This is a genomic window from Streptomyces sp. f51, assembly GCF_037940415.1.
GTDB lineage: Bacteria > Actinomycetota > Actinomycetes > Streptomycetales > Streptomycetaceae > Streptomyces.
Genome location: NZ_CP149798.1, coordinates 1,749,033 through 1,770,254 on the forward strand (window position 1 = coordinate 1,749,033; position 21,222 = coordinate 1,770,254).

The window sequence follows — 21,222 nt, forward strand, 5'->3', positions numbered from 1 at the left end:
GCGGAGGCCGCACACGGCGGCGCTGTGAGCGCGCCCCGGCGGGGTGGGCGTCCCGGGCGGCGTGAGGGGGCCGGGGCGGGCGGCGTGAGGGGGCCGGAGCGGGCGGCGTGAGGGGCCGGGCGTGAGGGGCCGGGCGCGAGGGGGCCTGGGCCGGTGGGGTCGCGGGGCCCTCAGGGGTCGAGCAGCGTGTGTGCCGCCAGGGCCAGGGACAGTTCCACGACGTCCGCGGGGCGGGTCAGGGAGCGGCCGGTGAGCTGCTCGCAGCGGCGCAGCCTGTTCAGGACGGTGTTGCGGTGGCAGTAGAGGCGGCCCGCGGCCCGCTGGGCGGAGCCGTCGCTGTCGAGCCAGACCGTCAGCGTGTCGAGCATGACGTCCCGGTCGGACATCTCCAGTCGCAGCAGTGGCCCGAGGACCCGCTCGGACAGGGCCGCGCCGAGGACCGGCGCGGAGACGACGAGCGCGGCGGGCAGATGCTCCTCCAGCACGACGGTCCCGCCGGAGCGCGGACAGGCGCGCAGCGCCGTGTCGGCCAGACGGCGGGCGTCACCGACCGCCGCGAGCCCCTCCACGACCGGGCTCACCCCGACCCGCGCGACCCGCGGAGCGGTCAGGCGGCGGGCGATCTCCGAGGCGTCCACCTCGGACCCGTGTGCCCCGGGGTACGTCCCGTCCGAGCCGTCCGGGCCGCCATCGACTCCGGGGCCCTCCTCGTTCACCGGGGCCGGAGCAGGGTCCGGAGTGGACGCGGGTCCGGGATCGGCGTCGAAGGGGCCGCGCCCGCGACCGGTGCGGTCCCCGTCGTGGGAGCGGTCGCCGAGCAGGACGATGCCGTAACCGCCCTCGCTGTCCCGGTCGCGGTCGCGGTGCCAGAGGATCCGCAGGCCCGAGAGGCGCACCTGGCCGCGTACGTCCGTGAAACCCCGGCCGGCGGGCAGGCGGACCAGCACCACCGCGTACCGGCCCTGTTCGGGAAGGCCGAGGGCGGCCGCGGTGGCCGGCAGGTCGGCGATCCGGGCGGTGCCGTCGAGGAGCGCGGCCGTCATCAGCCGCAGCCGGTTCTCCCGGCGCCACATCAGCTCGCGCTCGGTCTGCCGGTAGGCGTCGGTGACGACGGCGCAGTGGTCGTCGACGAAGTTCCAGACGTCGGCGGCCACGTGCACGAGCAGGCGTGCGTCGGCGGGGTGGCGGCGGGTCGTCTCGTCGACGAGTTCCTGCCAGATCATGCCGCCGCCCAGCCGGAAGGCGCGCAGCAGGGCGTCCAGCGGAAGGCCGCGTTCGGCGCGGGCCCTGCCGATGGCCCAGGAGCAGCGGTGGGCGTCCTCGCGCAGCTCACCGGGCCGGATCAGGGATCCGACGTTGAGCTTCAGCGAGCGCCGCACCTCGTCACGGACGCTTTCGGCGTCCGCCTCCACGGCCGCCCGGTAGGCGGGTTCGCGCGCCACCAGCAGGTCCACGAGGCGTTCGGAGAGTTCGGGCAGCCCCGCCATCAGCGCCCGGGCGGCGCGGTGCAGCACCGAGAGGGCCTCCGCGTCGACGGCCGGGCGGGCGGCGGGTACCGGGGGCCGCGGTCCGGCCTCGGACCGGACATGGGCGGGTACGAGGTGCTGCATCGCTGTCCTCCACCGGGTCGGCTCGGTCGGACCGCCCGGTCGGGCCGACGCGCGGCACACCGGTGCTCCGGACCTCTCTGATCCCGCAGGATGGCATACCGCCCGGTCGGTACCTAGGGGTGTGCGGTGGTCTTCTCGGCCCGGTCCACCAGCCGGGACAGCTCGACGCGGGAACGGACCCCCAGGGCGGCGAAGACATTGCGCAGGTGGTGGTCCACCGTGCGGGTGCTCACCGACAGGCGCAGCGCCACCTCACGGTTGGTGGCACCCTCCGCCACGCAACGGGCGATCCGCAGCTGCTGGGGCGTCAGAAGCGTGAGCGGGCCCGCCGGCCGACCGGCTCCCGCGTCCCCGGTGGCCCGCAGTTCGGCACTCGCCTGGGCGGCCCAGCCGAGTGCGCCGCCGCGCTCGAAGGACACCAGAGCGTCCCGCAGCCGGACACGGGCCTCACCGGGTCTGCGCCGCCGTCGCAGCCAGGCGCCGTAGAGGAGTTGGGTGCGGCCGCGCTCGAAGTCCCCCGCCGCTTCGTCGTGTCGGGCCAGCGCGGCGGCGAACAGCCGCTCGCATTCCTCCGGGACGGCACTCAACAGCGCCCGGCAGCGGGCCAGTTGGGCGGGAGCCTGAGGATCGGAGCCGCGCTCGGACCAGTGGGCGAACGCGTCCACCGCCGACCGGGCGGCCTCCGTCCGTCCCGTGCGGGCCGCAGCTTCCACGAAGCAGGGGACGGCGAGCATCCGGACCGCGAAGTGGCCTCGGCGCGGGCCGTCGGCGACCAGGGGCCCGAGCCGTGCCGCGGCCTCGGGGAGCCGGCCGCGGGCCAGGTCGGCGCGGGCCCGCGCCCACTGGGCCAGCGTGGCCGCCTGCGCGAGCCCATGGGCAGCGGCGACCCGTTCGGCCGCCGCCGCGTGTTCCGCGACGGCCTCCGGGGAACCCTCGACGGACGCGACGAGCGCGAGGATCGCGTGGTGGTGCGCCGCGAGGTTGTCCTGGCCCGCGCCGAGTGCCGTCCGCAGGCCGTCCTCGGCGTGGGCACGGGCGCGGGCATGGCGGCCGGCGCGCAGTTCTCCGTAGGCCAGCCGTTCCAGTGCGAGGGCGACCAGGACGTACGGGCCCCGGGCCCTGGCGACGGCGAGGGCACGGGAGTTGGCGCGAGCGGCGGCGGTGAGGTCGCCGACGACCAGGGCGGCACCCCCGGCCCGCAGCAGGGTCTCCGGGGCGCAGGCCGCCGGCCCCGCCGCGGCCACCACCTCCCGTAACGGCGGCCGTCCGCTGTCCGGACGGCCGCGCATCACCGCGGACAGGCCCGTCCGGTACGCCGTGAGCAGGCGGTCGGACCCGGGCCGCGCCGGATCCGGGTCCAGTGCCTCCACGCAGGCCGCCGCGTCGCCCATGGCCCAGGACGCCTCCACGGCGGCGAGCCGGGCGGCCAGGGCGCGATGCGCGTCGGCGGGCGCCAGCAACTCGGCGGCCAGCAGCAGCACTTCGCGCGCGTCGGCCACCGGGCCGTCCTGGAGGGCGAGCAGCCCGCTCACCAACTGGGCGGCGCCGCGCACGGCGCCGCGCGGGGCCTCGTACCCGGCGCGCGCGATCAACTCCCGCGCGCGGTGCGGCAGTCCCGCCTGACGTGCCTGTTCGGCCGCCTCGACCAGGCGGGCGGCGCGCGGCCCCGCGTCGGCGGCGAGTTCGGCCGACCGCGCCCAGGCGGCCGAGCGCTCCGCGTGCGTCGCCGCGCCACCGGGCATCGCCGCCGCGGCGGCGAGCGCGTCGCCGAGGACGACGGCGGGGGCGACGGCCGCGGAAGCCCGGTGGAAGAGGACCGGCAGCGCCCGCGGGCCCCCTGCGTGGGCGTCGGCCAGCAGTCGGTGGGCGGCGCGGCGGCGGGCGGGCCCGGCGGTGTGGAGCGCGTGGGCGAGGCGGGGATCGGCGAGGTGGATACGGCCTTGGGCGAGGCGGAGCAGTCCCGCGGCCTCGGCGGCGTCGAGGGCACCCGCGCCGGCCCCGGCGGCCCCGAGAATCACGGCGGCGTCCACGCCGCCCCCCGTCGCATCCCGCTCCCGTTCGGCCGCGACGAGCAGGAGCAGATCCTCCACTCCCTGACCCGGCCCCGGCCCCCCGTCGCCGCGCACGCGCACGCCGGACGGCCCGGCGCCCCGCGCCGCACCGCCTTCCTCGTGTCCCGTCACGTCCGTCACGTTACGGCCGCGTAAACGGCCGCGGAAGCCCCGCGTTCGCCTGCCGGGCGGGCCCGGAAACCCCTTCCGACTTGGGCGGACGGGGTCCGGGCCGGGGCGGCGGCTGGGCAGGTTCCCAGGCCCGGCGGGCAAGGCTTGTGCGCGCGCACAACCACACCGGCGTGTGCCCCTGGAGAGGCGCACACGCCGGTGCGGTGCTGTGGGGATCAGGAAGTGTGCGGGCAGTTGCCCCGGTACTGGGCGATCGTCGTCGACGCCTGCGGCAGCGGGCACAGGAACTGCTCGTAGCGGGTGTCGTTGTCGATGAACCGCTTCAGCCACGCGATGCTGTACTTCGCGATCGTCGTGTTCGAGCTGTTGGGCGTGAAGTGGGTGGCGCCCCTCAACTCCAGGTACGCCTTGTCGAGCGTGCTCGGCAGACTCGCGTAGAAGGGCTCGGAGTGCGTCGCGACCGGTGCGATCGTGTCACCGTCGGCGCCCACGATCAGCGTCGGCGTCTTGATCTCCGGCCAGGTGGTGTCCAGGTTCCAGGCGGTGAGCGGGATCGCTGCCTGGAGCGAGGGCCTGCTCTTCGCGGCCTCCAGCGTGCCGCCACCGCCCATCGAGTGGCCCATCACACCGAGCCGGCTGCTGTCGATCCTGGTCCGCACGGAACTGCTCTGGGTCAGGTAGTCGAGCGCGGCGAGCAGTTGCCTGCCCCGGCTGTCGGGCTGGTCGAGGGTGGTGAGGGTGTCGATGGTGAACACCACGAACCCCTGGGAGGCGAGCCGGGGCCCGAGCCAGGCGATGGACGACTGGTAGGCGGTGTACCCGGGGGCGATGGCGACCGCGCCGAAGGTGCCGTCGGCGGTCGAGGTCGGGTAGTAGACGGTGCCGCCGCCGAAGCCGCTCACGGACAGGGCGGAGACGGTGGTCGTGGAGACGGCGTAGGGCCCTGTGACCGCTTCGATGCTCGCGTTGCTGGGGGCGGGACCGCGCTCGTACGGGTTCGTGGCGGCCTGTGCCGAGACGGTCCGCGCTCCGGCGACGGCCTGCGCCCCGGTGGCCTGCGCGGCGACGAGGCCGCCCGCGGCCAGGAGCACCGCGAGGCCGGCCCGCACCAGACGGCTCGTGAGCCGGTGCGGTCGGCGGGGTGACGGTTCGGGCCCGCCGGGTGCGGCGGGGACTGAGCGGTTCGGCTGGTGCACGGTCACGATGGGTGCGTCCTCTCGGTGAGGGAGGACGGACCCGCGCCGGGGCCGGGGCGCCGCACCGGCACGGGGTACCGGAGGCGCGCCACGGAACGGCGGGGGGCCGTCTCGATGGTTGCGGTGGCCACTGTCCGCCCCCGACCGGCCCCGTACATCGGCAGAATCACCGGCCGTCCGTGCCGCCTCGACCACTCCCCCGGCTCCGGGCCGGGCCCACAGCCCACTCCCCCCGACCCCTGGGGCCGGTTTCTACAGCCCGACGCCGAACGCCCCTGAGGCCGGGCCACGCCCCTCCCGGAACACGACCACGGCCCGGGACCGGCAGCGTCAACTGCCGTTCCCGGGCCGGCCCATGAGCCGTACGCGCCCGAGAAGCCCACCCACCGGAGGCCGCCGCGAAGCCCAGCGGTACGAAGACCGCCGCGGCGAAGACCCCGCAGCCGAGGCCGCCGACGCACAGCCGGGCGGCGCGACGGCTGGCGGGGCACGACGGCCGCCGGCGCCGAGGCTTCCGGCGCGGCGAAGGCCATCGGCGCCCAAGGCCCCCAGCGTGCAGGCCACGACTGCGAAGGCCACCGGCACGAAGACCGCCGCGGCGAAGACCCCCAACGTGCGGGCCATCGCGGCGAAGACCGCCAGCGTGTGGGCCATCGCTGCGAAGGCCGCCGGCACGATGGCCGGCGGCGCCAAGGCTTCCGGCGCGAAGATCGCCGCGGCGAACACCCCCAGCGTGCGGGCCATCGCGGCGAAGACCGCCAGCGTGTGGGCCATCGCTGCGAAGGCCGCCGGCACGATGGCCGGCGGCGCCAAGGCTTCCGGCGCGAAGATCGCCGCGGCGAACACCCCCAGCGTGCGGGCCATCGCGGCGAAGACCGCCAGCGTGTGGGCCATCGCTGCGAAGGCCGCCGGCACGATGGCCGGCGGCGCGACCGTCGGCGACGCCAAGGGTTTCTGCGTAACGGCCCCGGCGCCGGGGCTCCCCGCGTGAGGCCCCCGGCCAGAATCCTCAGCGGACGGCGTGTCCCGCCTCGCGCAGGGTCTGCTTGACCTCGCCGATCCGGAGGTCGCCGAAGTGGAAGACCGAGGCGGCGAGCACCGCGTCGGCGCCCGCCTCGACGGCCGGCGGGAAGTGGTCGAGCCGGCCCGCGCCGCCGCTGGCGATCAGCGGAACGGTGACGTGCTTGCGTACGGCCTCGATCATCTCGATGTCGTAGCCGTCCTTCGTGCCGTCGGCGTCCATCGAGTTGAGCAGGATCTCGCCCGCGCCCAGCTCGGCGGCCCGGTGCGCCCACTCGACGGCGTCGATGCCGGTGCCCTGACGGCCGCCGTGGGTGGTCACCTCGAAGGAGCCGTCTCCGGTCCTGCGCGCGTCGACCGACAGCACGAGCACCTGCCGCCCGAACCGCTCCGCGATCTCCCGGATGAGATCGGGCCGGGCGATGGCGGCCGTGTTGACGCCGACCTTGTCGGCACCGGCCCGCAGCAGCCTGTCGACGTCCTCGGCGGTGCGGACACCGCCGCCGACCGTCAGCGGGATGAAGACCTGCTCGGCCGTGCGGCGCACCACGTCGTACGTGGTCTCACGGTTCCCCGAGGACGCGGTGATGTCCAGGAACGTGAGCTCGTCGGCACCCTCGGCGTCGTACACCTTGGCCATCTCGACGGGGTCGCCCGCGTCGCGCAGGTTCTGGAAGTTGACGCCCTTGACGACCCGGCCGTTGTCCACGTCCAGGCAGGGAATCACTCGGACCGCCAGGGTCATGACTGCGTTTCTCCCTGTTCTGAGAGGTCCTCGCCGGACCGTTCTGCGGGGTGTGGGCCGGAACGGAACGCCTCCACCTCGACCTCGACCACCAGCCGCGAGTCCACCAGACCCGCGACGATGACCATGGACGCGGCGGGGCGGACGGAGTCGAAGAGCGTCTTGTGGGCGCGGCCGACGGCCTCCACGTCCCGGGCGTGGGTGATGTACATCCGCGTACGGACGACGTCGTCACGGCCGAGGCCGAGCTCCTCCAGCGCCGCGAACGCGACGCGGAAGGAGTTGACCGCCTGCTCGTACGGGTCGCCCTCGGCGATCTCGCCGTCGACGACGGAGGTGCAGCCGGACACCAGCACCAGGCCGTTCGGCAGCTCGACCGCGCGGGAGTAGCCGAAGACGTCCTCCCAGGGCGCCCCGGTCGTCACGCGCCGTACGGCGCTCACCTGGCTACCGCCGCCAGGGCCTCTTCGAGGGTGAACGCCTTGGCGTACAGGGCCTTGCCGACGATCGAGCCCTCGACGCCGAGCGGCACGAGTTCGGCGATGGCCCGCAGGTCGTCCAGCGAGGACACCCCGCCGGAGGCGACCACCGGGCGGTCGGTCGCCGCGCACACGCCCCGCAGCAGTTCCAGGTTCGGGCCCTGGAGCGTGCCGTCCTTGGCGATGTCGGTCACCACGTAGCGGGCGCAGCCCTCGGAGTCGAGGCGCGCCAGCGTCTCGTAGAGGTCGCCGCCGTCGCGGGTCCAGCCGCGGCCGCGCAGGGTCGTGCCGCGGACGTCGAGGCCGACGGCGATCTTGTCGCCGTGCTCGGCGATGACCTTGGCGACCCAGTCGGGGGTCTCCAGGGCGGCGGTGCCGAGGTTGACGCGGGTGCAGCCGGTGGCGAGCGCGGCGGCGAGGGTGTCGTCGTCGCGGATGCCGCCGGACAGCTCGACCTTGATGTCCATCGCCCCGGTGACCTCGGCGATCAGCGCGCGGTTGTCGCCGGTGCCGAACGCGGCGTCCAGGTCGACCAGGTGCAGCCACTCGGCGCCGGCGCTCTGCCAGGCCAGGGCGGCCTCCAGCGGGGAGCCGTAGGAGGTCTCGGTCCCGGACTCGCCGTGCACGAGGCGGACGGCCTGCGCGTCGCGGACGTCGACGGCGGGGAGGAGTTCGAGCTTGCTCACAGTGTTCCGATCCAGTTGGTGAGGAGCTGGGCTCCGGCGTCGCCGGACTTCTCGGGGTGGAACTGGGTGGCCCACAGGGCGCCGTTCTCGACGGCGGCCACGAAGGGCTTGCCGTGCGTGGACCAGGTCACCAGGGGGGCGCGCAGCAGCGGGTTGCCGACCTCCAGCGACCAGTCGTGGACGGCGTAGGAGTGCACGAAGTAGAAGCGCGCGTCGGCGTCGAGGCCGGCGAAGGCCTGTGAGCCCTCCGGGGTGTCGACCGTGTTCCAGCCCATGTGGGGCACGACGTCGGCCTCCAGGGGGCCCACCGTGCCCGGCCACTCGTCGAGGCCCTCGGTCTCCACGCCGTGCTCGATGCCGCGGGTGAAGAGGATCTGCATGCCCACGCAGATGCCCATGACGGGGCGTCCGCCGGACAGTCGGCGCCCGATGATCCAGTCGCCGCGCGCCTCCTTGAGGCCCTGCATGCAGGCGGCGAAGGCGCCGACGCCCGGTACGAGCAGGCCGTCGGCGTTCATCGCGGTGTCGAAGTCACGGGTGATCTCGACGTCGGCGCCCGCGCGGGCGAGGGCGCGCTCGGCGGACCGTACGTTCCCGAAGCCGTAGTCGAAGACGACGACCTTCCTGGAAGGGCTCAACTCCACACCTCCAGCCGCATGACGCCCGCGACGAGACACATCGCGGCGCCGATGGAGAGCAGCACGACGAGGCTCTTGGGCATGTCCTGCTTGACGAAGGAGTAGATCCCTCCGGCGAGGAAGAGACCGACGACGATGAGAATGCTGGAAAGGCCTGTCACAGTGCGCCCTTAGTGGAGGGGAGGATGCCGGCTGCGCGCGGGTCGCGCTCGGAGGCGTAACGCAGGGCCCGGGCCAGCGCCTTGAACTGGCACTCCACGATGTGGTGCGCGTTGCGTCCGTAGGGGACGTGCACGTGCAGGGCGATCTGGGCCTGGGCGACGAAGGACTCCAGGATGTGCCGGGTCATCGTCGTGTCGTACTCGCCGATCATCGGCGCCATGTTCTCGGGCTCGGTGTGCACGAGGTACGGGCGGCCGGACAGGTCGACGGTCACCTGGGCGAGGGACTCGTCCAGCGGGACGGTGCAGTTGCCGAAGCGGTAGATGCCGACCTTGTCGCCGAGCGCCTGCTTGAAGGCGGCGCCGAGGGCGAGGGCGGTGTCCTCGATGGTGTGGTGCGAGTCGATGTGCAGGTCGCCCTCGGTCTTCACGGTGAGGTCGAACAGACCGTGCCGGCCGAGCTGGTCGAGCATGTGGTCGTAGAAGCCGACGCCGGTGGCCACGTCGACCTTGCCGGAGCCGTCGAGGTCGATCTCGACGAGGACCGACGTCTCCTTCGTCACCCGCTCCACGCGTCCTACGCGGTTCATGCGCTCTGCTCCTTCGGGGATGTGGGGTTCTCCCCCACAGAGCCCAGTAGTTCACGTACCGCGTCGAGGAACGCGTCGTTTTCCTTCGGGGTTCCGGCGGAGACCCGTAGCCACCCCGGGACGCCGTTGTCCCGGACCAGGACGCCCCGGTCGAGGATCCTGCGCCATGCCTCGTGGGAGTCGGCGAACCGGCCGAACTGCACGAAGTTCGCGTCCGACTCGGTCACCTCGCAGCCCATCGCGCGCAGTTCGGTGACCAGCCGGTCCCGTTCGGCCTTCAGCTGCTCCACGTAGCCGAGCAGGGTGTCGGTGTGCTCCAGGGCGGCCAGCGCGGTCGCCTGGGTCACGGCCGACAGGTGGTACGGCAGCCGGACGAGCTGGACGGCGTCCACGACCGCGGGGTCGGCGGCGAGGTAGCCGAGGCGCAGCCCGGCCGCGCCGAAGGCCTTCGACATCGTCCGGGAGACGACGAGATTCGGCCTTCCTTGGAGCAGGGGCAGCAGCGAGTCGCCGTGGCTGAACTCGATGTAGGCCTCGTCGACCACGACCATGGACGGCTTCGCCGCCTGCGCGGCCTCGTAGAGCGCGAGGACCGTCTCCGGCGGGACCGCGTTGCCCGTGGGGTTGTTGGGGGTGGTGACGAAGACGACGTCCGGGCGGTGCTCGGCGATCGCCCGCTCGGCGGCGGCGAGGTCGATCGTGAAGTCCTCGTTGCGGGGGCCCGAGATCCAGGCCGTGCCCGTGCCGCGCGCGATGAGCGCGTGCATCGAGTACGAGGGCTCGAAGCCGATCGCGCTGCGGCCGGGGCCGCCGAAGGTCTGGAGCAGCTGCTGGATGACCTCGTTGGAGCCGTTGGCGGCCCAGACGTTCTCGGCGGCCACCGCGTGCCCGCCGGTCTTCGTCAGATAGGCGGCCAGCTCGGTGCGCAGTTCCACCGCGTCACGGTCGGGGTAGCGGTTGAGGCCGCGGGCGGCCTCGCGGACCCGCTCGGCGATCCGCTCCACGAGCGGCTCGGGCAGCGGGTACGGGTTCTCGTTGGTGTTCAGACGTACGGGGACGTCGAGCTGAGGGGCGCCGTAGGGGGTCTTGCCGCGCAGTTCGTCCCGTACGGGGAGATCGTCGATGCCTGTCACTTGCCCTCGGGTACCTTCCAGCCGCGCGACACTTGTTCGTCTCCGACAAACCTTGCCTTCACTGCCGCGCCGTGCGCGGGCAGGTCCTCCGCCTCCGCCAGCGTCACCACGTGCGCGGCGACGTCGGCGAGCGCGTCCTTCGTGTAGTCCACGATGTGGATGCCGCGCAGGAAGGACTGGACGGACAGGCCCGAGGAGTGGCAGGCGCAACCGCCGGTGGGCAGCACGTGGTTGGAGCCCGCCGCGTAGTCGCCGAGCGAGACCGGGGCCCAGGGGCCGACGAAGATCGCTCCGGCGTTCCTGACCCGGTCGGCGACCGCGGCCGCGTCCTCGGTCTGGATCTCCAGGTGTTCGGCGGCGTAGGCGTCGACGACCCGGAGGCCCTCGTCGATCCCGTCGACGAGGACGATCGCGGACTGCCGTCCGCTCAGGGCCGGGACGATCCGGTCCTCGATGTGCTTGGTGGCCGCGACCTGCGGTGCCAGCTCCTTCTCCACGGCGTCCGCGAGGGCGACCGAGTCGGTCACGAGGACGGCGGCGGCGAGCGGGTCGTGCTCGGCCTGGCTGATCAGGTCGGCGGCGATGTGCGCCGGGTCGGCGGTGTCGTCGGCGAGGACCGCGATCTCGGTCGGGCCGGCCTCGGCGTCGATGCCGATCCTGCCGGTGAAGTAGCGCTTGGCGGCGGCGACCCAGATGTTGCCCGGTCCCGTGACCATGTCGGCGGCGGGGCAGGACTCGGTGCCGTGCGCGAACATCGCGACGGCCGTGGCCCCGCCGGCCGCGTACACCTCGTCGATGCCGAGCAGCGCGCAGGCGGCGAGGATCGTGGGGTGCGGCAAGCCGCCGAACTCCTTCTGCGCCGGGGACGCCAGCGCCATGGACGGGACGCCCGCCTCCTGCGCCGGGACGGCGTTCATGATCACGGACGAGGGGTAGACCGAGCGGCCGCCGGGCGCGTACAGCCCGACCCGGTCGACCGGCACCCACTTCTCGGTGACCGAGCCGCCGGGCACGACCTGGGTGGTGTGCGTCGTACGGCGCTGTGCGCGGTGGACGAGACGGGTGCGGCGGATGGACTCCTCCAGCGCCGCGCGCACGGCCGGGTCGAGCTGTTCCAGCGCGTCGGCGATGGCCCCGGCGGGAACACGCACGGACTCCAGACGCACTCCGTCGAACTTCTCCGCGTAGTCGATCAGCGCCGCGTCCCCGCGATGATGCACGGCCTCGCAGATCGGTCGCACCTTCTCCAGGGCGGCCGAGACGTCGAAGTCGGCTCGGGGCAGCAGGTCGCGCAGGGCGGGGCCCTCGGGGAGGGCGTCGCCGCGCAGATCGATTCGGGAGATCACGAGGACAATTCTCTCAGACTGCTCGGAGGCGCCGGACGCCTGTATCAGTGGCTGATACAGGCCGTCCCCGGCCCCGGCGGATGATCCCCTTCACCAGGCGCGTTCGCGCCGTCACTGAGCGGGCATTGCACGAACGTACGTACCCGCGAGTAGTCGGGGAGGAAGTGACGTGCCGTGACCGAGGGTGCCGACCTGCGCACCGGGGACCTGCCGGACGAGCTGACGGCCGCCGAGGCCGGGATGTGGCAGGCGTTCCGCAACGGCAGCGTGTACGACCTGCGCAGCGGTGACTCGACCGTCGACGATCCGCACGGCGGCCACCCCTGGGGGCCCGAGCGCAGCGTGCGGGCGCGGATAGTGGCCTGGCTGCTGCTCGACGGGCCGCCCCCGCTCCAGGGCCGGGTCGCCTCCCTGAAGCTGACGGGCGTGCGGATCACCGGGGTGCTCGACCTCGCGGGCGGCACGGTGGTCCCGTACGTGGAGCTGAAGGGGTGCCGGTTCGAGAAGGAGGTGCTGCTGCCGGAGTCCCGGTTCACGACCCTGCGGCTGGAGGACTGCTCGGTGCCCCGGCTGGAGGCGGCCCGGCTGCACACCGAGGGCGATCTGCATCTGCCGCGCTGCCACTTCCACAACGGGGTACGGCTGACCGACGCGCACATCGGTACGGACCTGCTGCTCAACCAGGCCGTCGTCTACCGGGACCGGCGGGGGCGTTCGCTCACGGGCGACGGTATGACGGTCGGACAGGACCTCCAGGCCGAGATGCTGGAGTCGCACGGCGAACTCAGTCTGCGCAGCGCGACCGTCGGCGTGTCGCTGAGCCTGCGCGGCAGCAGGCTCAGCAACCCGTACACCCGGCTGGCCCTCAACGCCCCCCAGCTGACCGTCAACCGCACGCTCTACATGACCCCGGCGGGCCTCGGCAATCCGCTGATGACCAGCGGCACCACACCGGCGCGCGGCACGCTGGTGCAGCGGTTCGAGTGCCAGGGCGGGATCCGGCTGGACGACGGGCGCTTCGGTGACGCGGTCGACTTCGACCGGGCGCGCTTCGTCTTCGACGACGACCACGAGCTGTCGCTGCTGCGGGTCCAGACGCCCGAACTGCGCTTCCTGGGCGAGCGGCCCGAGCGCGGCAAGGTGGTGCTGTCCGGCGCGCGGATCGTCAACCTGGTCGACCGGGCGTCCAGCTGGCCGGGCCCCGGCAGTCTGCACATGGGCGGCTTCACGTACGAGAACCTGGTCCCGCAGGGCGCCTTCCCGCTGACCCGGCGTCTGGAGTGGGTGGCGGCGGCGACCGCCGAGTACGCCCCTGAGCCCTACGAGCGGCTCGCCGCGGTGCTGCGCGACTCCGGCGAGGACGAGGACGCGCGCGAGGTGCTGCTCGCCAAGCAGCGCCGCCGCCGCGAGACGCTGCCGCTGGCCGCCAAGCTCTGGGGCTACGCCCAGGACTGGACGGTCGCCTACGGGTACCGCCCCGGGCGCGCCGCCCTGTGGATGGCGGTGCTGTGGGCGACGACGTCGGTCGCCTTCGCGCACGCCGACCACCAGCCGGTCAACGGCGGGCACCCCGCGTGGAACGCCTCGCTCTACGCCCTGGACCTGCTGCTGCCGGTCATCGATCTGGGCCAGGCCGCCCAGTGGCAGCTGCGCGGCGGCTGGCAGTGGCCGGCCGCGGTGGTCGTCCTCCTCGGCTGGATCCTGGCGACGACGGTGGCCGCGGGAGCCACCCGGCTGCTGCGCCGCGGGTGAATCCGGGACCGGACGGCCCTCCTGACCCCGGGGTGCCACGGCCGGTCCTGCCCCCGGGGCGCCACCGGCCGCTTCCCGGGCACACGGCCGACCCCGACCCCGGCGCGCCGACGGCCGGCCCCGGGGTGCCACGCCCGCCCCTGGCTCCGGAGCCGTACGGCGGACGCGACGGCGCGCCGGTCCGAGCCGCGCGCGCCCCTCCCGCGCGCCCACGCGATCTCCGTACGCCCCTCCCGCGCGCCGGTTCGAGCCTCCTTCCCGGTCCGACGCATACCCGGGCCACACGACGCCTTTACTGGTCCTTGACCGCAACCCGCACAACCAAACGGCTTTACGAAAGCGTCACCGATCACCTCTGGCACAGCTCCCACCTGCGGTTTTCAATGGTCGTCACCATGGCACTACTGAGCGCTCTCCTCCGCACCGCCCGGATGGCACGGCACACCTCACGCCTCGCCGCCGGACTGCCGGCCGACGAGGAGGTCCTGCTCGACGCCCCCGACCACCGGCTGGGGCCCGTGCTCGTCGCGGCGGCCGGGGGCGAGTACACCCCGGCGGCGGACCTGCTGGCCGCCACCCGCCGGTCCGCCGAGTGGGAGAACCGCGACCGCTACGCCGTACGCCTCGCCGCCTTCGCCCGCTCCCGCGACGAATGGCTCCGGCGGTGGCAGGCGGACGACCCGCACGACCCGGACTCCCTCCTCGTCCGGGCCGAACTGGCCGTCCGGCGCGGATGGGAGTCGCCCGCGCGGGTGGAACTGCTCCGCGGTGTCGGCCCGCTGATCACCTCCGCCGCCGAGGGCGACCCGCGCGACCCGGTGCCGTGGCGGATCGCGCTCGACCACGCCCGCGGGACCAACGTCGGACACACCGAGTTCGAGCAGCTGTGGGGCCAGGCCGTCCGGCGCTCCCCGCACCACTACGGCTGTCATGTGGCCGCCCTCCAGTACCTCTCGGCGGCCTGGTACGGCTCGCACAGCGAGTGCTTCGACTTCGCCGAGCCCGCCGCTCAGGACGCGCTGCCCGGCTCCCTGGTCCAGGCGCTGCCGGTGCGCGCGGCCTTCGCGTATCTGACCGAGGGCGGCGGCCCCGAGGTGCCGCGCGAACGCCTGGACGCCGCGGCCGACCTCGGGATCTCGGTCTCCGCGGCCTACACCGCCGCCGACCCGTGGCCCGCCGAGGTGCGCAACCTGCTGGCGTACGTCCTGGTCCGGCTGGAGCGCTGGCAGGACGCGCTGGAGCAGCTGCGCCTCATCGGCCCGTACGTGACCTCGTTCCCCTGGGCCAGGGTCTCCGCCGACCCGCTCGGCCGGTATCTGGAGCTGCGCGACGAGGTGCGGCTCGAGGTCGCCTCGGGGCTTCCGCTGCGGGACGGCGCCCCCGACCGGCGTCCGCGGATCGGGTACGGCGGACTCGTCCGTCCCGTCGACCATTAGGCTTTCCCGTCGTGACCACCGTCCGGCTCCCGCTCTTCCCCCTGAACTCGGTGCTGTTCCCCGGGCTCGTGCTGCCTCTGAACGTGTTCGAGGAGCGCTATCGCGCCATGATGCGCGAACTGCTCAAGACACCCGAGGACGAATCCCGGCGCTTCGCCGTCGTCGCCGTCCGCGACGGCCACGAGCTCTCGCCCAGCGCGCCCGGCATGCCCGACGGGACGGCCGTGCCCGACCGCGGGCCCGCCGCCGGGTTCGGCGACGATCCGCTCAAGGCGTTCCACGAGGTGGGCTGCGTCGCGGACGCGGCGACCATCCGGGAACGCGCCGACGGCAGCTTCGAGGTGCTGGCGACCGGCACGACCCGGGTGCGGCTGTTGTCGGTGGACGCCTCCGGGGCGTTTCTGACGGCCGAGCTCGAGGAGCTCCCGGAGGACCTGGGCGACGAGGCCGGCGCGCTCGCCGAAGGTGTCCTGCGTGCCTTCCGGCAGTACCAGAAGCGGCTGGCCGGAGCGCGTGAGCGGTCGCTGTCGACCGGCGCGGACCTGCCGGACGAACCGGCCGTCGTCTCCTATCTCGTCGCCGCCGCCGTGATGCTGGACGTCCCGGCCAGGCAGCGGCTGCTCCAGACCCCGGACACGGCCTCGCGGCTGCGCGAGGAGCTGAAGGTGCTGCGCGCGGAGACGGCCATCATCCGTAACCTGCCGTCGTTGCCCGCGTCGGACCTGACGCGCGGCCCGACGAGCCTGAACTGACGCTTGCGAGAAGACCGATGGCCAAGAAGGCGAAGAAGCAGTCCGGCGGCACCCCCGCCACGGTGGCGCTGACCGAGGCGGGCGTCCCGTTCACCGTCCACGCCTACGAGCACGACCCCTCCCACCCGTCCTACGGCGAGGAGGCCGCCGAGGCGATGGGCGTGTCGCCCGAGCGGGTCTTCAAGACCCTGGTGGCGGACGTCGACGGCGCGCTCGTGGTGGCGGTCGTCCCGGTGGCGGGCTCGCTCGACCTCAAGGCCCTCGCCACGGCGGTGGGCGGCAAGCGGGCGGTGATGGCCGACCCGGCGGCGGCCGAGCGCACGACGGGGTACGTCCGCGGGGGCATCTCGCCGCTCGGCCAGCGCAGGAAGCTCCGTACGGTGCTGGACTCCTCGGCCTCGGGGCACGCCACGATCTGCGTCTCGGCGGGCCGGCGCGGCATGGAGGTCGAGGTCTCCCCCGCCGACCTCGCGAAGCTCACGGAGGCGGTGTCCGCACCCGTCGGACGGTCCTGAACGGCCCCCGGCCCCGCCGCCCGCGTCCGCCGCAGCGGTGTACCGCCGTACCGGCCCGCGACCCGTGGCCGGCCGCTCCCGTGGCCGGCCCGCCTCCCGTGGCCGAAGGCGGCCGTCGCGGCCCGGGCGGTCCGCGCGGCCCCTCGACGGATGCCGCTTCCTCGGTTAAGCACGAGGGGCATGTCGAAGAGAACCCGCAAACGCAAGTGGCGCATCAAGAAGGGCCGTTCCAACCACGGCCGCCGTCCCGCGTGACCGACCCCCCGCACCGAAGGGCCGGCCCGGCCGACGCGCACCCGGCGCCCGGCCGGCCCTGACTCCCCGGCCGGGGAGTCGCCCTAGGCGGCCGGAGGTCCCGGCGGGGTGGCCTGGTAGGGGTGCTGCTCGTAGGGGTCGGGGTCGCGGGGGCCGAACAGGGCCATGAGACCGAGGTGGACCACCAGGGCGCTCAGGGACCACGCCAGCAGCGCTCCCTTGGCCCCGAGCTTCAGCGGCGCGGAGAAGGTGACGCCCTTGCCCACGGCCTTGGCGTGCGCGACCACGTTCTGCGGGGGGCCGAGCCAGATCCCGACCCGCCAGGCGAGCAGCGATCCGAGCAGACCGCCCAGGGCGAGCGCGATCACCAGCGGCACACCGCCCCGGCGCCGCAGAAGGAACACGACCAGGGCGCTCACCGCGCCGAAGCCCAGCGCGAGCAGTGTGAAGGTCCCGTCGACGCCGATCGCCTGCTCGCCCTCGGTGTCCTTGAGGTACACCGCGGTGGCGTCCGCGACCAGCGGCACGTGCGGTGTCAGCCACGCCCAGAGCACCCCGAGCAGAGCCCCCGCGAGCGCGACCGCGACCGTGATCACGGCGGCCTCCCGCAGTTCGGTCTTCATGCCGGGTCCGTCCTGTCCGTAGGAGGCCTCGTACGCGCCCGGGTACACGGGGTGAGCCGCGGAGCCGGGAGCGGTCTTGGCCTGCCAGTCGGGGTGCGGTTGCCGCCGGTCCTCGGAGGACGGTTCGTGCGGCGGCGGAGGTGGAGTCAGCGGAGCGGTCACCCTGCCATCGTGCCAGGCCCCGTCGGCGGCCGCGTCACCGGACGGCCGCCCGGCGGTAGGCCCAGGCCGCCAGGGCCAGCGAGACCACGCCGACCGCGGCGCAGACGGCCAGATCGCCGAGCACGACGGGCCAGTCGGGGCGCGCCCCGAAGGTGCGGGCGAAGGCCTCGACACCGTAGGTCGAGGGCAGCAGGTCCCGCAGGTACTGCACCGGGGCCGGCATCCGGTCCGCCGGCAGGACGCCGAGCAGCAGGGCCGCCGACATGCCCATCTGGCCGAGCAGGGTGGCGAGCTCGGGCCGCGGCGCGAGCAGGCCGAACGCGGCCCCGAGCCCGGCGAGCGCGGCGCCCGCGAGCGGGACGACCGCGGCCAGCACCCACAGGTGCGCCAGCGGCAGTCCGAAGAGCGCGCACCCGACGACGGCGGTGACGACGGTGCCGGGCACGGTGAAGGAGGCGTACGCCGCCGCCGCCCCGAGCACCACGGCCGCCGGCGGCACCGGCAGCGTCGCGTAGTGGTCGAGTCCGCCGCTCGCCCGCAGCTGCCCGAAGTACTGCGCGAGCAGGTTGAGGGCGACGAAGGCGACGACCAGGACGGTCGAGCCGGCCACCACGGCCCGGGCCTCGGCGCCGCCGTCCACCACCCCGCGCATCATGATCATGATGCCGAGGGACTGGAAGGTGGCCACGAACAGCAGCGGGATCCGCGCGACGCGGGCACGGGAGAGCTGCGCCCGGTACACGGCGGCCAGCGAGGGCCACAGCCGTGCGCGCGGCCCCAGCTCCGCGGCCCCTTCGGCGTCCCCGGCCAGGGGCAGCGCGCCGCCCGGCAGCACTCCCGCGGGTACGGCACTCACGTCGAACTGCTCCCCTTCGTCGGCAGCCGTCCTGTTCCGCACACGTACGACGCCCTTCTCCCGTACGGATTCCACGCCCCGGACGCTCACGCCTTCACCAGTCCCTGTGTCGCGTGCCCGCCGAGGGCCAGATACACGTCCTCCAGGCTCGGCGTGGCCAGCGTGAAGTCGTCGAGCGCGGCGAAGGCGGCCCCGCCGGTGACCGTGGCCACGGCCGCGCGGGCCTCCTCGGGCGCGAGCCGCAGCGTCCAGCGGCGGCCCGACTCGACGGCGCGGGCCCGCAGCGCGGCGACCTCGGGGACGTGCAGCGGGGCGTTCTCGCGCCAGACGAGTTCGACCCGGACCTCGCCCGCGACCTGTTCCTTGAGCCCGGCCGGGGTGTCGCAGGCGATGACCCGTCCCTCGTCGAGGACGGCGACCCGGTCGAGGACCGTCTCGGCCTCGATGACGTTGTGGGTGACGAGCAGGACCGTGGCGCCCTGTTCGGCGCGGCGCCGGTCGACGGCGGCCCACACGGCGCGCCGGGCGACGGGGTCCATGCCGGTGGTGGGCTCGTCGAGGACCAGCAACGGGCGCCGGCCGACGAGCGCGGCGGCGAGGCAGGCGAGCCTGCGCTGTCCGCCGGAGAGCTTCTTCAGGGGGCGGGAGGCGAGCGCCGTCAGGCCCAGTTCGTCGAGGACGGCGTCCCGTTCGGCCCGGGCCGCGCGGAGGTCGAGCCCGCGCAGCCGCCCGGTCGTCTCGGCGGCCAGGGACACGGTCAGCTCGTCCAGGGCGGTGGACTCCTGCCCGAGGTAGGCGAGGATGCGGGCCGCCCGCTCGGGGTGGCGCACGATGTCGTGCCCGAGGATCTCGACGCTGCCGCTGTCGGGGCGCATCAGTCCGGTCAGCTGGCGCACGAGGGTGGACTTGCCGGCGCCGTTCGGTCCGAGCAGGCCGAAGATCTCGCCGCGGCGGATGTCCAGACGGACCCCGTCGGTGGCCCTGACCTCGGGTGTCGCCGGGGTGCCGCGGCGGCCGCGGACGGCCGGATAGGTCTTCGTGAGACCTCGCACGGCGCACACGACATCGCCCCGGTGTCCCGTCGGTGCTGCCTGTGCCGTGCGCGTACTCACGAAGGACGAGAGTACGTGGTCCGGGGCCCTGTCATGCGACCGGGCCGCCGCCACCCCCGGCCGAGGCCGTCCGCGGCCCTCCGGGAAGGTCCGCGGTCCACTCCCCGCCGAGCGCGCGCCACGCCCTCCGACCTCCGTGTGTCCCGCCCGCGGAGCAGCGCGTGTCTCACCCCCGAACGGCGTGTGTCCCGCCCGCGGAGCAGCATGTGCCTCACCCCCGAACGGCGTGTGTCCCGCCCGCGGAGCAGCGCGTGCCCCACCCCGAACGGCGTGTGTCCCGCCCGCGGAGCAGCGGCCGGTGCGTCCTCGCTCGCGGGTGGGCGTGGGTCTCACTCCGCGACGGGCGCGTGTTCCGTCGCGGTGCGTACGTCGATCTCGCGCCAGAAGCCGGCCCGGATCGCGTAGCGGTCGTGCTCGTCGATCTGGTCGTCCTTGTGCGCGAGCAGCCCGAAGCGGGCCGCGTAGCGCAGCAGTTCGCCGTCCACCCGGTGGGGGACCCGCGGATACATCGCGGACAGTTTCTGGAGGTGACCCGGATCGGTCAGGCGCCCCATCCAGCGGCGCGCGAAGACCTGCCCGACCTCGTACGGGTCGCCGCCGACCGTGGTGATGTCCTCCTCGCGGTCCGCCCACCGCTGCTCGGCGGAGGTGAGCTGGGCGAGCGTGGGCAGCGCGGCGGCCTCCGGGGACTCCGCGGTGCCGCCGGGCCGGTCGACCCAGCCCTTGTCCGAGGACCAGCGCAGGGTCGCGTTCGTGGGGTGCTGGGCGGGCTGGGTGCCCGGTCCGCGGAGCGCGGCCAGGTCCTTCGGTGTGGGGACACCCTTGGGGGCGGCGGCCCGCTCCTGGGTGCCGTTCTGCGCATCGGCCGCCTGGTGGTGCTCGGCCTCCTGGGCGGAGCGCTCGGCCGCGGCGGCGAGCGCCGACTCGGGCAGCGGCGCGGAGAGGATGGCGGCGATCTCGGGGCGGGGCACGGGCGGCGGGGCGCAGATCCCGCCGGTCTCCTTGGCGCGGACCGCCTTGGTGATCCAGGCGCGGTCGAGCACCCGCCGCTCGTCGGCCTCGGCCACCAGGTCCTCGGACTGGTTGTAGTCGCCGTCCGCGGCCTGCACGGCCCACAGGTGGACGGCCACGCCGTGTTCCTTGGCGGCCATCATGCCCGGCAGCAGATCTCCGTCGCCGGTCACGAGGACCACGTCGGAGCAGGCGCGGTTGCGCGCGAGCTCGGTCAGCTCGGCGTGCATGGCGGCGTCCACGCCCTTCTGCGCCCAGCGCCCGTCGCTGCGGGTCAGCGCGCCCAGGCGCACCGTGACCCGGGGCATCACCCGGAGCCTGCGGTGCTCGGGCTGCGGTACGCGGTCGGGGGCGCCGTCGAACCAGTAGATGCGCAGCAGGGGCCGCTCGGTGTCCGACTCGGCGCGCTCGCGCAGGCCCTGGATGAGGGCGGCGTGGTCGACGGTGATCCGGGATCGCGACGGCTCCCCGGCGAGGAGACTGGCAGCGGCCCCGAGCAGATACCCGGCGTCCACCAGGACGATGCAGCGGTCCACGCGATCCACCCTCTTTCCGGGAGGTTTGCTTCGGGCTTCCTTGGAGTCTGCCCGACCGTGCGGAGGTTAACGGCCGGAACTCGATCTTCGGCGTGGCGGATCGGACGAACACCTGCCGACAGGTCTTATTACGCACGGTAATTCTACGAAATGCGCTGCTTGTCAGCCTATGTGAATCTGGTCGCGGCCCTGGCCCCTAGATCCCACCCAGGAGGCAGATCACCATGGCCAAGAACAAGAATCGCAAGCAGGGCGGCCAGCAGGACCGCTCCTCGCAGGCCGAGCGTGCGCAGGAGCAGGCACAGCGGTCGTCGGCGCAGGCACAGCAGTCGCCGATGTCGCAGGCCCAGGGCAGCCCCGCTGATGTTGCCCGTAAGCATCAGAGGCGTTTCGGCCACAACTGAGGCCGCGGCGCGGGTCGTTGA

General features: G+C 74.2%; 21 protein-coding genes. 6 read left to right on the forward strand and 15 right to left on the reverse strand.

All coding sequences use genetic code 11. The annotated features are described in order from the left end of the window. Positions 1-170: 170 nt before the first annotated feature. The 3 genes from WJM95_RS07815 to WJM95_RS07825 form a co-directional block, all read right to left on the reverse strand. Positions 171-1,610, reverse strand: a complete 1,440-nt coding sequence (locus WJM95_RS07815) for a helix-turn-helix domain-containing protein (RefSeq protein WP_339128835.1) — start codon at positions 1,608-1,610, stop codon at positions 171-173. A 113-nt stretch (positions 1,611-1,723) separates the two neighbouring features. After that, positions 1,724-3,793, reverse strand: a complete 2,070-nt coding sequence (locus WJM95_RS07820; protein WP_339128836.1) for a helix-turn-helix transcriptional regulator — start codon at positions 3,791-3,793, stop codon at positions 1,724-1,726. Positions 3,794-4,008: 215 nt separating this feature from the next. Next, a complete protein-coding gene (locus WJM95_RS07825; RefSeq protein ID WP_339128837.1) occupies positions 4,009-4,995 on the reverse strand; it encodes an alpha/beta hydrolase in 987 nt (328 codons plus the stop codon). 547 nt (positions 4,996-5,542) lie between these two features. Here WJM95_RS07825 and WJM95_RS07830 point away from each other — a divergent pair. Further along, the gene (locus tag WJM95_RS07830; protein ID WP_339128838.1) at positions 5,543-5,980 is read left to right on the forward strand and encodes a hypothetical protein; all 438 of its coding nucleotides are present in this window, start codon (positions 5,543-5,545) and stop codon (positions 5,978-5,980) included. Between the two features lie 18 nt (positions 5,981-5,998). Here WJM95_RS07830 and hisF read toward each other — a convergent pair whose 3' ends face one another. Genes hisF through hisD form a run of 8 tightly spaced genes read right to left on the reverse strand, consistent with a single transcriptional unit; the run spans position 5,999 to position 11,787 of the window. After that, entirely contained in the window at positions 5,999-6,754 is a 756-nt protein-coding gene (gene hisF / locus WJM95_RS07835) for an imidazole glycerol phosphate synthase subunit HisF (RefSeq protein ID WP_339128839.1), read from the reverse strand. Continuing rightward, the gene (locus WJM95_RS07840) at positions 6,751-7,197 is read right to left on the reverse strand and encodes a RidA family protein (RefSeq protein ID WP_339128840.1); all 447 of its coding nucleotides are present in this window, start codon (positions 7,195-7,197) and stop codon (positions 6,751-6,753) included. The genes hisF and WJM95_RS07840 overlap by 4 nt, the downstream gene beginning before the upstream one ends. Next, on the reverse strand, positions 7,194-7,919 hold the full coding sequence (gene priA, locus WJM95_RS07845; RefSeq protein ID WP_339128841.1) for a bifunctional 1-(5-phosphoribosyl)-5-((5-phosphoribosylamino)methylideneamino)imidazole-4-carboxamide isomerase/phosphoribosylanthranilate isomerase PriA: 726 nt from the start codon (positions 7,917-7,919) through the stop codon (positions 7,194-7,196). The genes WJM95_RS07840 and priA overlap by 4 nt, the downstream gene beginning before the upstream one ends. Beyond that, positions 7,916-8,563 carry an imidazole glycerol phosphate synthase subunit HisH gene (hisH, locus tag WJM95_RS07850; RefSeq protein WP_339128842.1) on the reverse strand — a complete coding sequence of 216 codons (648 nt, stop codon included), beginning with the start codon at positions 8,561-8,563 and terminating at the stop codon, positions 7,916-7,918. Before hisH ends, priA begins: the two co-directional genes overlap by 4 nt. Further along, the gene (locus tag WJM95_RS07855; protein WP_037623340.1) at positions 8,554-8,718 is read right to left on the reverse strand and encodes a hypothetical protein; all 165 of its coding nucleotides are present in this window, start codon (positions 8,716-8,718) and stop codon (positions 8,554-8,556) included. The genes hisH and WJM95_RS07855 overlap by 10 nt, the downstream gene beginning before the upstream one ends. Continuing rightward, positions 8,715-9,308 (reverse strand): imidazoleglycerol-phosphate dehydratase HisB, encoded by a 594-nt coding sequence (gene hisB, locus WJM95_RS07860; protein ID WP_037623339.1) that lies wholly within the window; start codon positions 9,306-9,308, stop codon positions 8,715-8,717. Before hisB ends, WJM95_RS07855 begins: the two co-directional genes overlap by 4 nt. Beyond that, a complete protein-coding gene (locus WJM95_RS07865; RefSeq protein ID WP_339128843.1) occupies positions 9,305-10,441 on the reverse strand; it encodes a histidinol-phosphate transaminase in 1,137 nt (378 codons plus the stop codon). The genes hisB and WJM95_RS07865 overlap by 4 nt, the downstream gene beginning before the upstream one ends. Further along, the gene (gene hisD / locus WJM95_RS07870) at positions 10,438-11,787 is read right to left on the reverse strand and encodes a histidinol dehydrogenase (protein ID WP_339128844.1); all 1,350 of its coding nucleotides are present in this window, start codon (positions 11,785-11,787) and stop codon (positions 10,438-10,440) included. The genes WJM95_RS07865 and hisD overlap by 4 nt, the downstream gene beginning before the upstream one ends. A gap of 174 nt (positions 11,788-11,961) precedes the next feature. Between hisD and WJM95_RS07875 the strand changes: the two genes are divergently transcribed. From WJM95_RS07875 to ybaK, 4 genes are all read left to right on the forward strand, one after another. After that, positions 11,962-13,539, forward strand: a complete 1,578-nt coding sequence (locus tag WJM95_RS07875; RefSeq protein WP_339128845.1) for an oxidoreductase — start codon at positions 11,962-11,964, stop codon at positions 13,537-13,539. Between the two features lie 395 nt (positions 13,540-13,934). After that, positions 13,935-14,975 (forward strand): hypothetical protein, encoded by a 1,041-nt coding sequence (locus WJM95_RS07880; RefSeq protein WP_339128846.1) that lies wholly within the window; start codon positions 13,935-13,937, stop codon positions 14,973-14,975. A gap of 11 nt (positions 14,976-14,986) precedes the next feature. Further along, positions 14,987-15,727 (forward strand): LON peptidase substrate-binding domain-containing protein, encoded by a 741-nt coding sequence (locus tag WJM95_RS07885; protein ID WP_339128847.1) that lies wholly within the window; start codon positions 14,987-14,989, stop codon positions 15,725-15,727. Positions 15,728-15,744: 17 nt separating this feature from the next. Next, positions 15,745-16,242: a Cys-tRNA(Pro) deacylase gene (gene ybaK, locus WJM95_RS07890; RefSeq protein WP_339128848.1), complete on the forward strand. Its 498-nt coding sequence runs from the start codon at positions 15,745-15,747 to the stop codon at positions 16,240-16,242. Between the two features lie 338 nt (positions 16,243-16,580). Here ybaK and WJM95_RS07895 read toward each other — a convergent pair whose 3' ends face one another. The 4 genes from WJM95_RS07895 to WJM95_RS07910 all read right to left on the reverse strand — a co-directional run bounded on the left by WJM95_RS07895 (position 16,581) and on the right by WJM95_RS07910 (position 20,797). Next, positions 16,581-17,282 carry an AAA family ATPase gene (locus WJM95_RS07895; protein ID WP_339128849.1) on the reverse strand — a complete coding sequence of 234 codons (702 nt, stop codon included), beginning with the start codon at positions 17,280-17,282 and terminating at the stop codon, positions 16,581-16,583. A gap of 34 nt (positions 17,283-17,316) precedes the next feature. Continuing rightward, a complete protein-coding gene (locus WJM95_RS07900) occupies positions 17,317-18,180 on the reverse strand; it encodes an ABC transporter permease (RefSeq protein WP_339135413.1) in 864 nt (287 codons plus the stop codon). Between the two features lie 44 nt (positions 18,181-18,224). Continuing rightward, positions 18,225-19,199 (reverse strand): ABC transporter ATP-binding protein, encoded by a 975-nt coding sequence (locus tag WJM95_RS07905; RefSeq protein ID WP_339135415.1) that lies wholly within the window; start codon positions 19,197-19,199, stop codon positions 18,225-18,227. Positions 19,200-19,579: 380 nt separating this feature from the next. Continuing rightward, on the reverse strand, positions 19,580-20,797 hold the full coding sequence (locus tag WJM95_RS07910) for an NYN domain-containing protein (RefSeq protein ID WP_339128850.1): 1,218 nt from the start codon (positions 20,795-20,797) through the stop codon (positions 19,580-19,582). 224 nt (positions 20,798-21,021) lie between these two features. Here WJM95_RS07910 and WJM95_RS07915 point away from each other — a divergent pair, with 224 nt between their 5' ends. Further along, positions 21,022-21,201 carry a hypothetical protein gene (locus WJM95_RS07915; RefSeq protein ID WP_326788325.1) on the forward strand — a complete coding sequence of 60 codons (180 nt, stop codon included), beginning with the start codon at positions 21,022-21,024 and terminating at the stop codon, positions 21,199-21,201. The last annotated feature ends 21 nt before the right edge of the window (positions 21,202-21,222 follow it).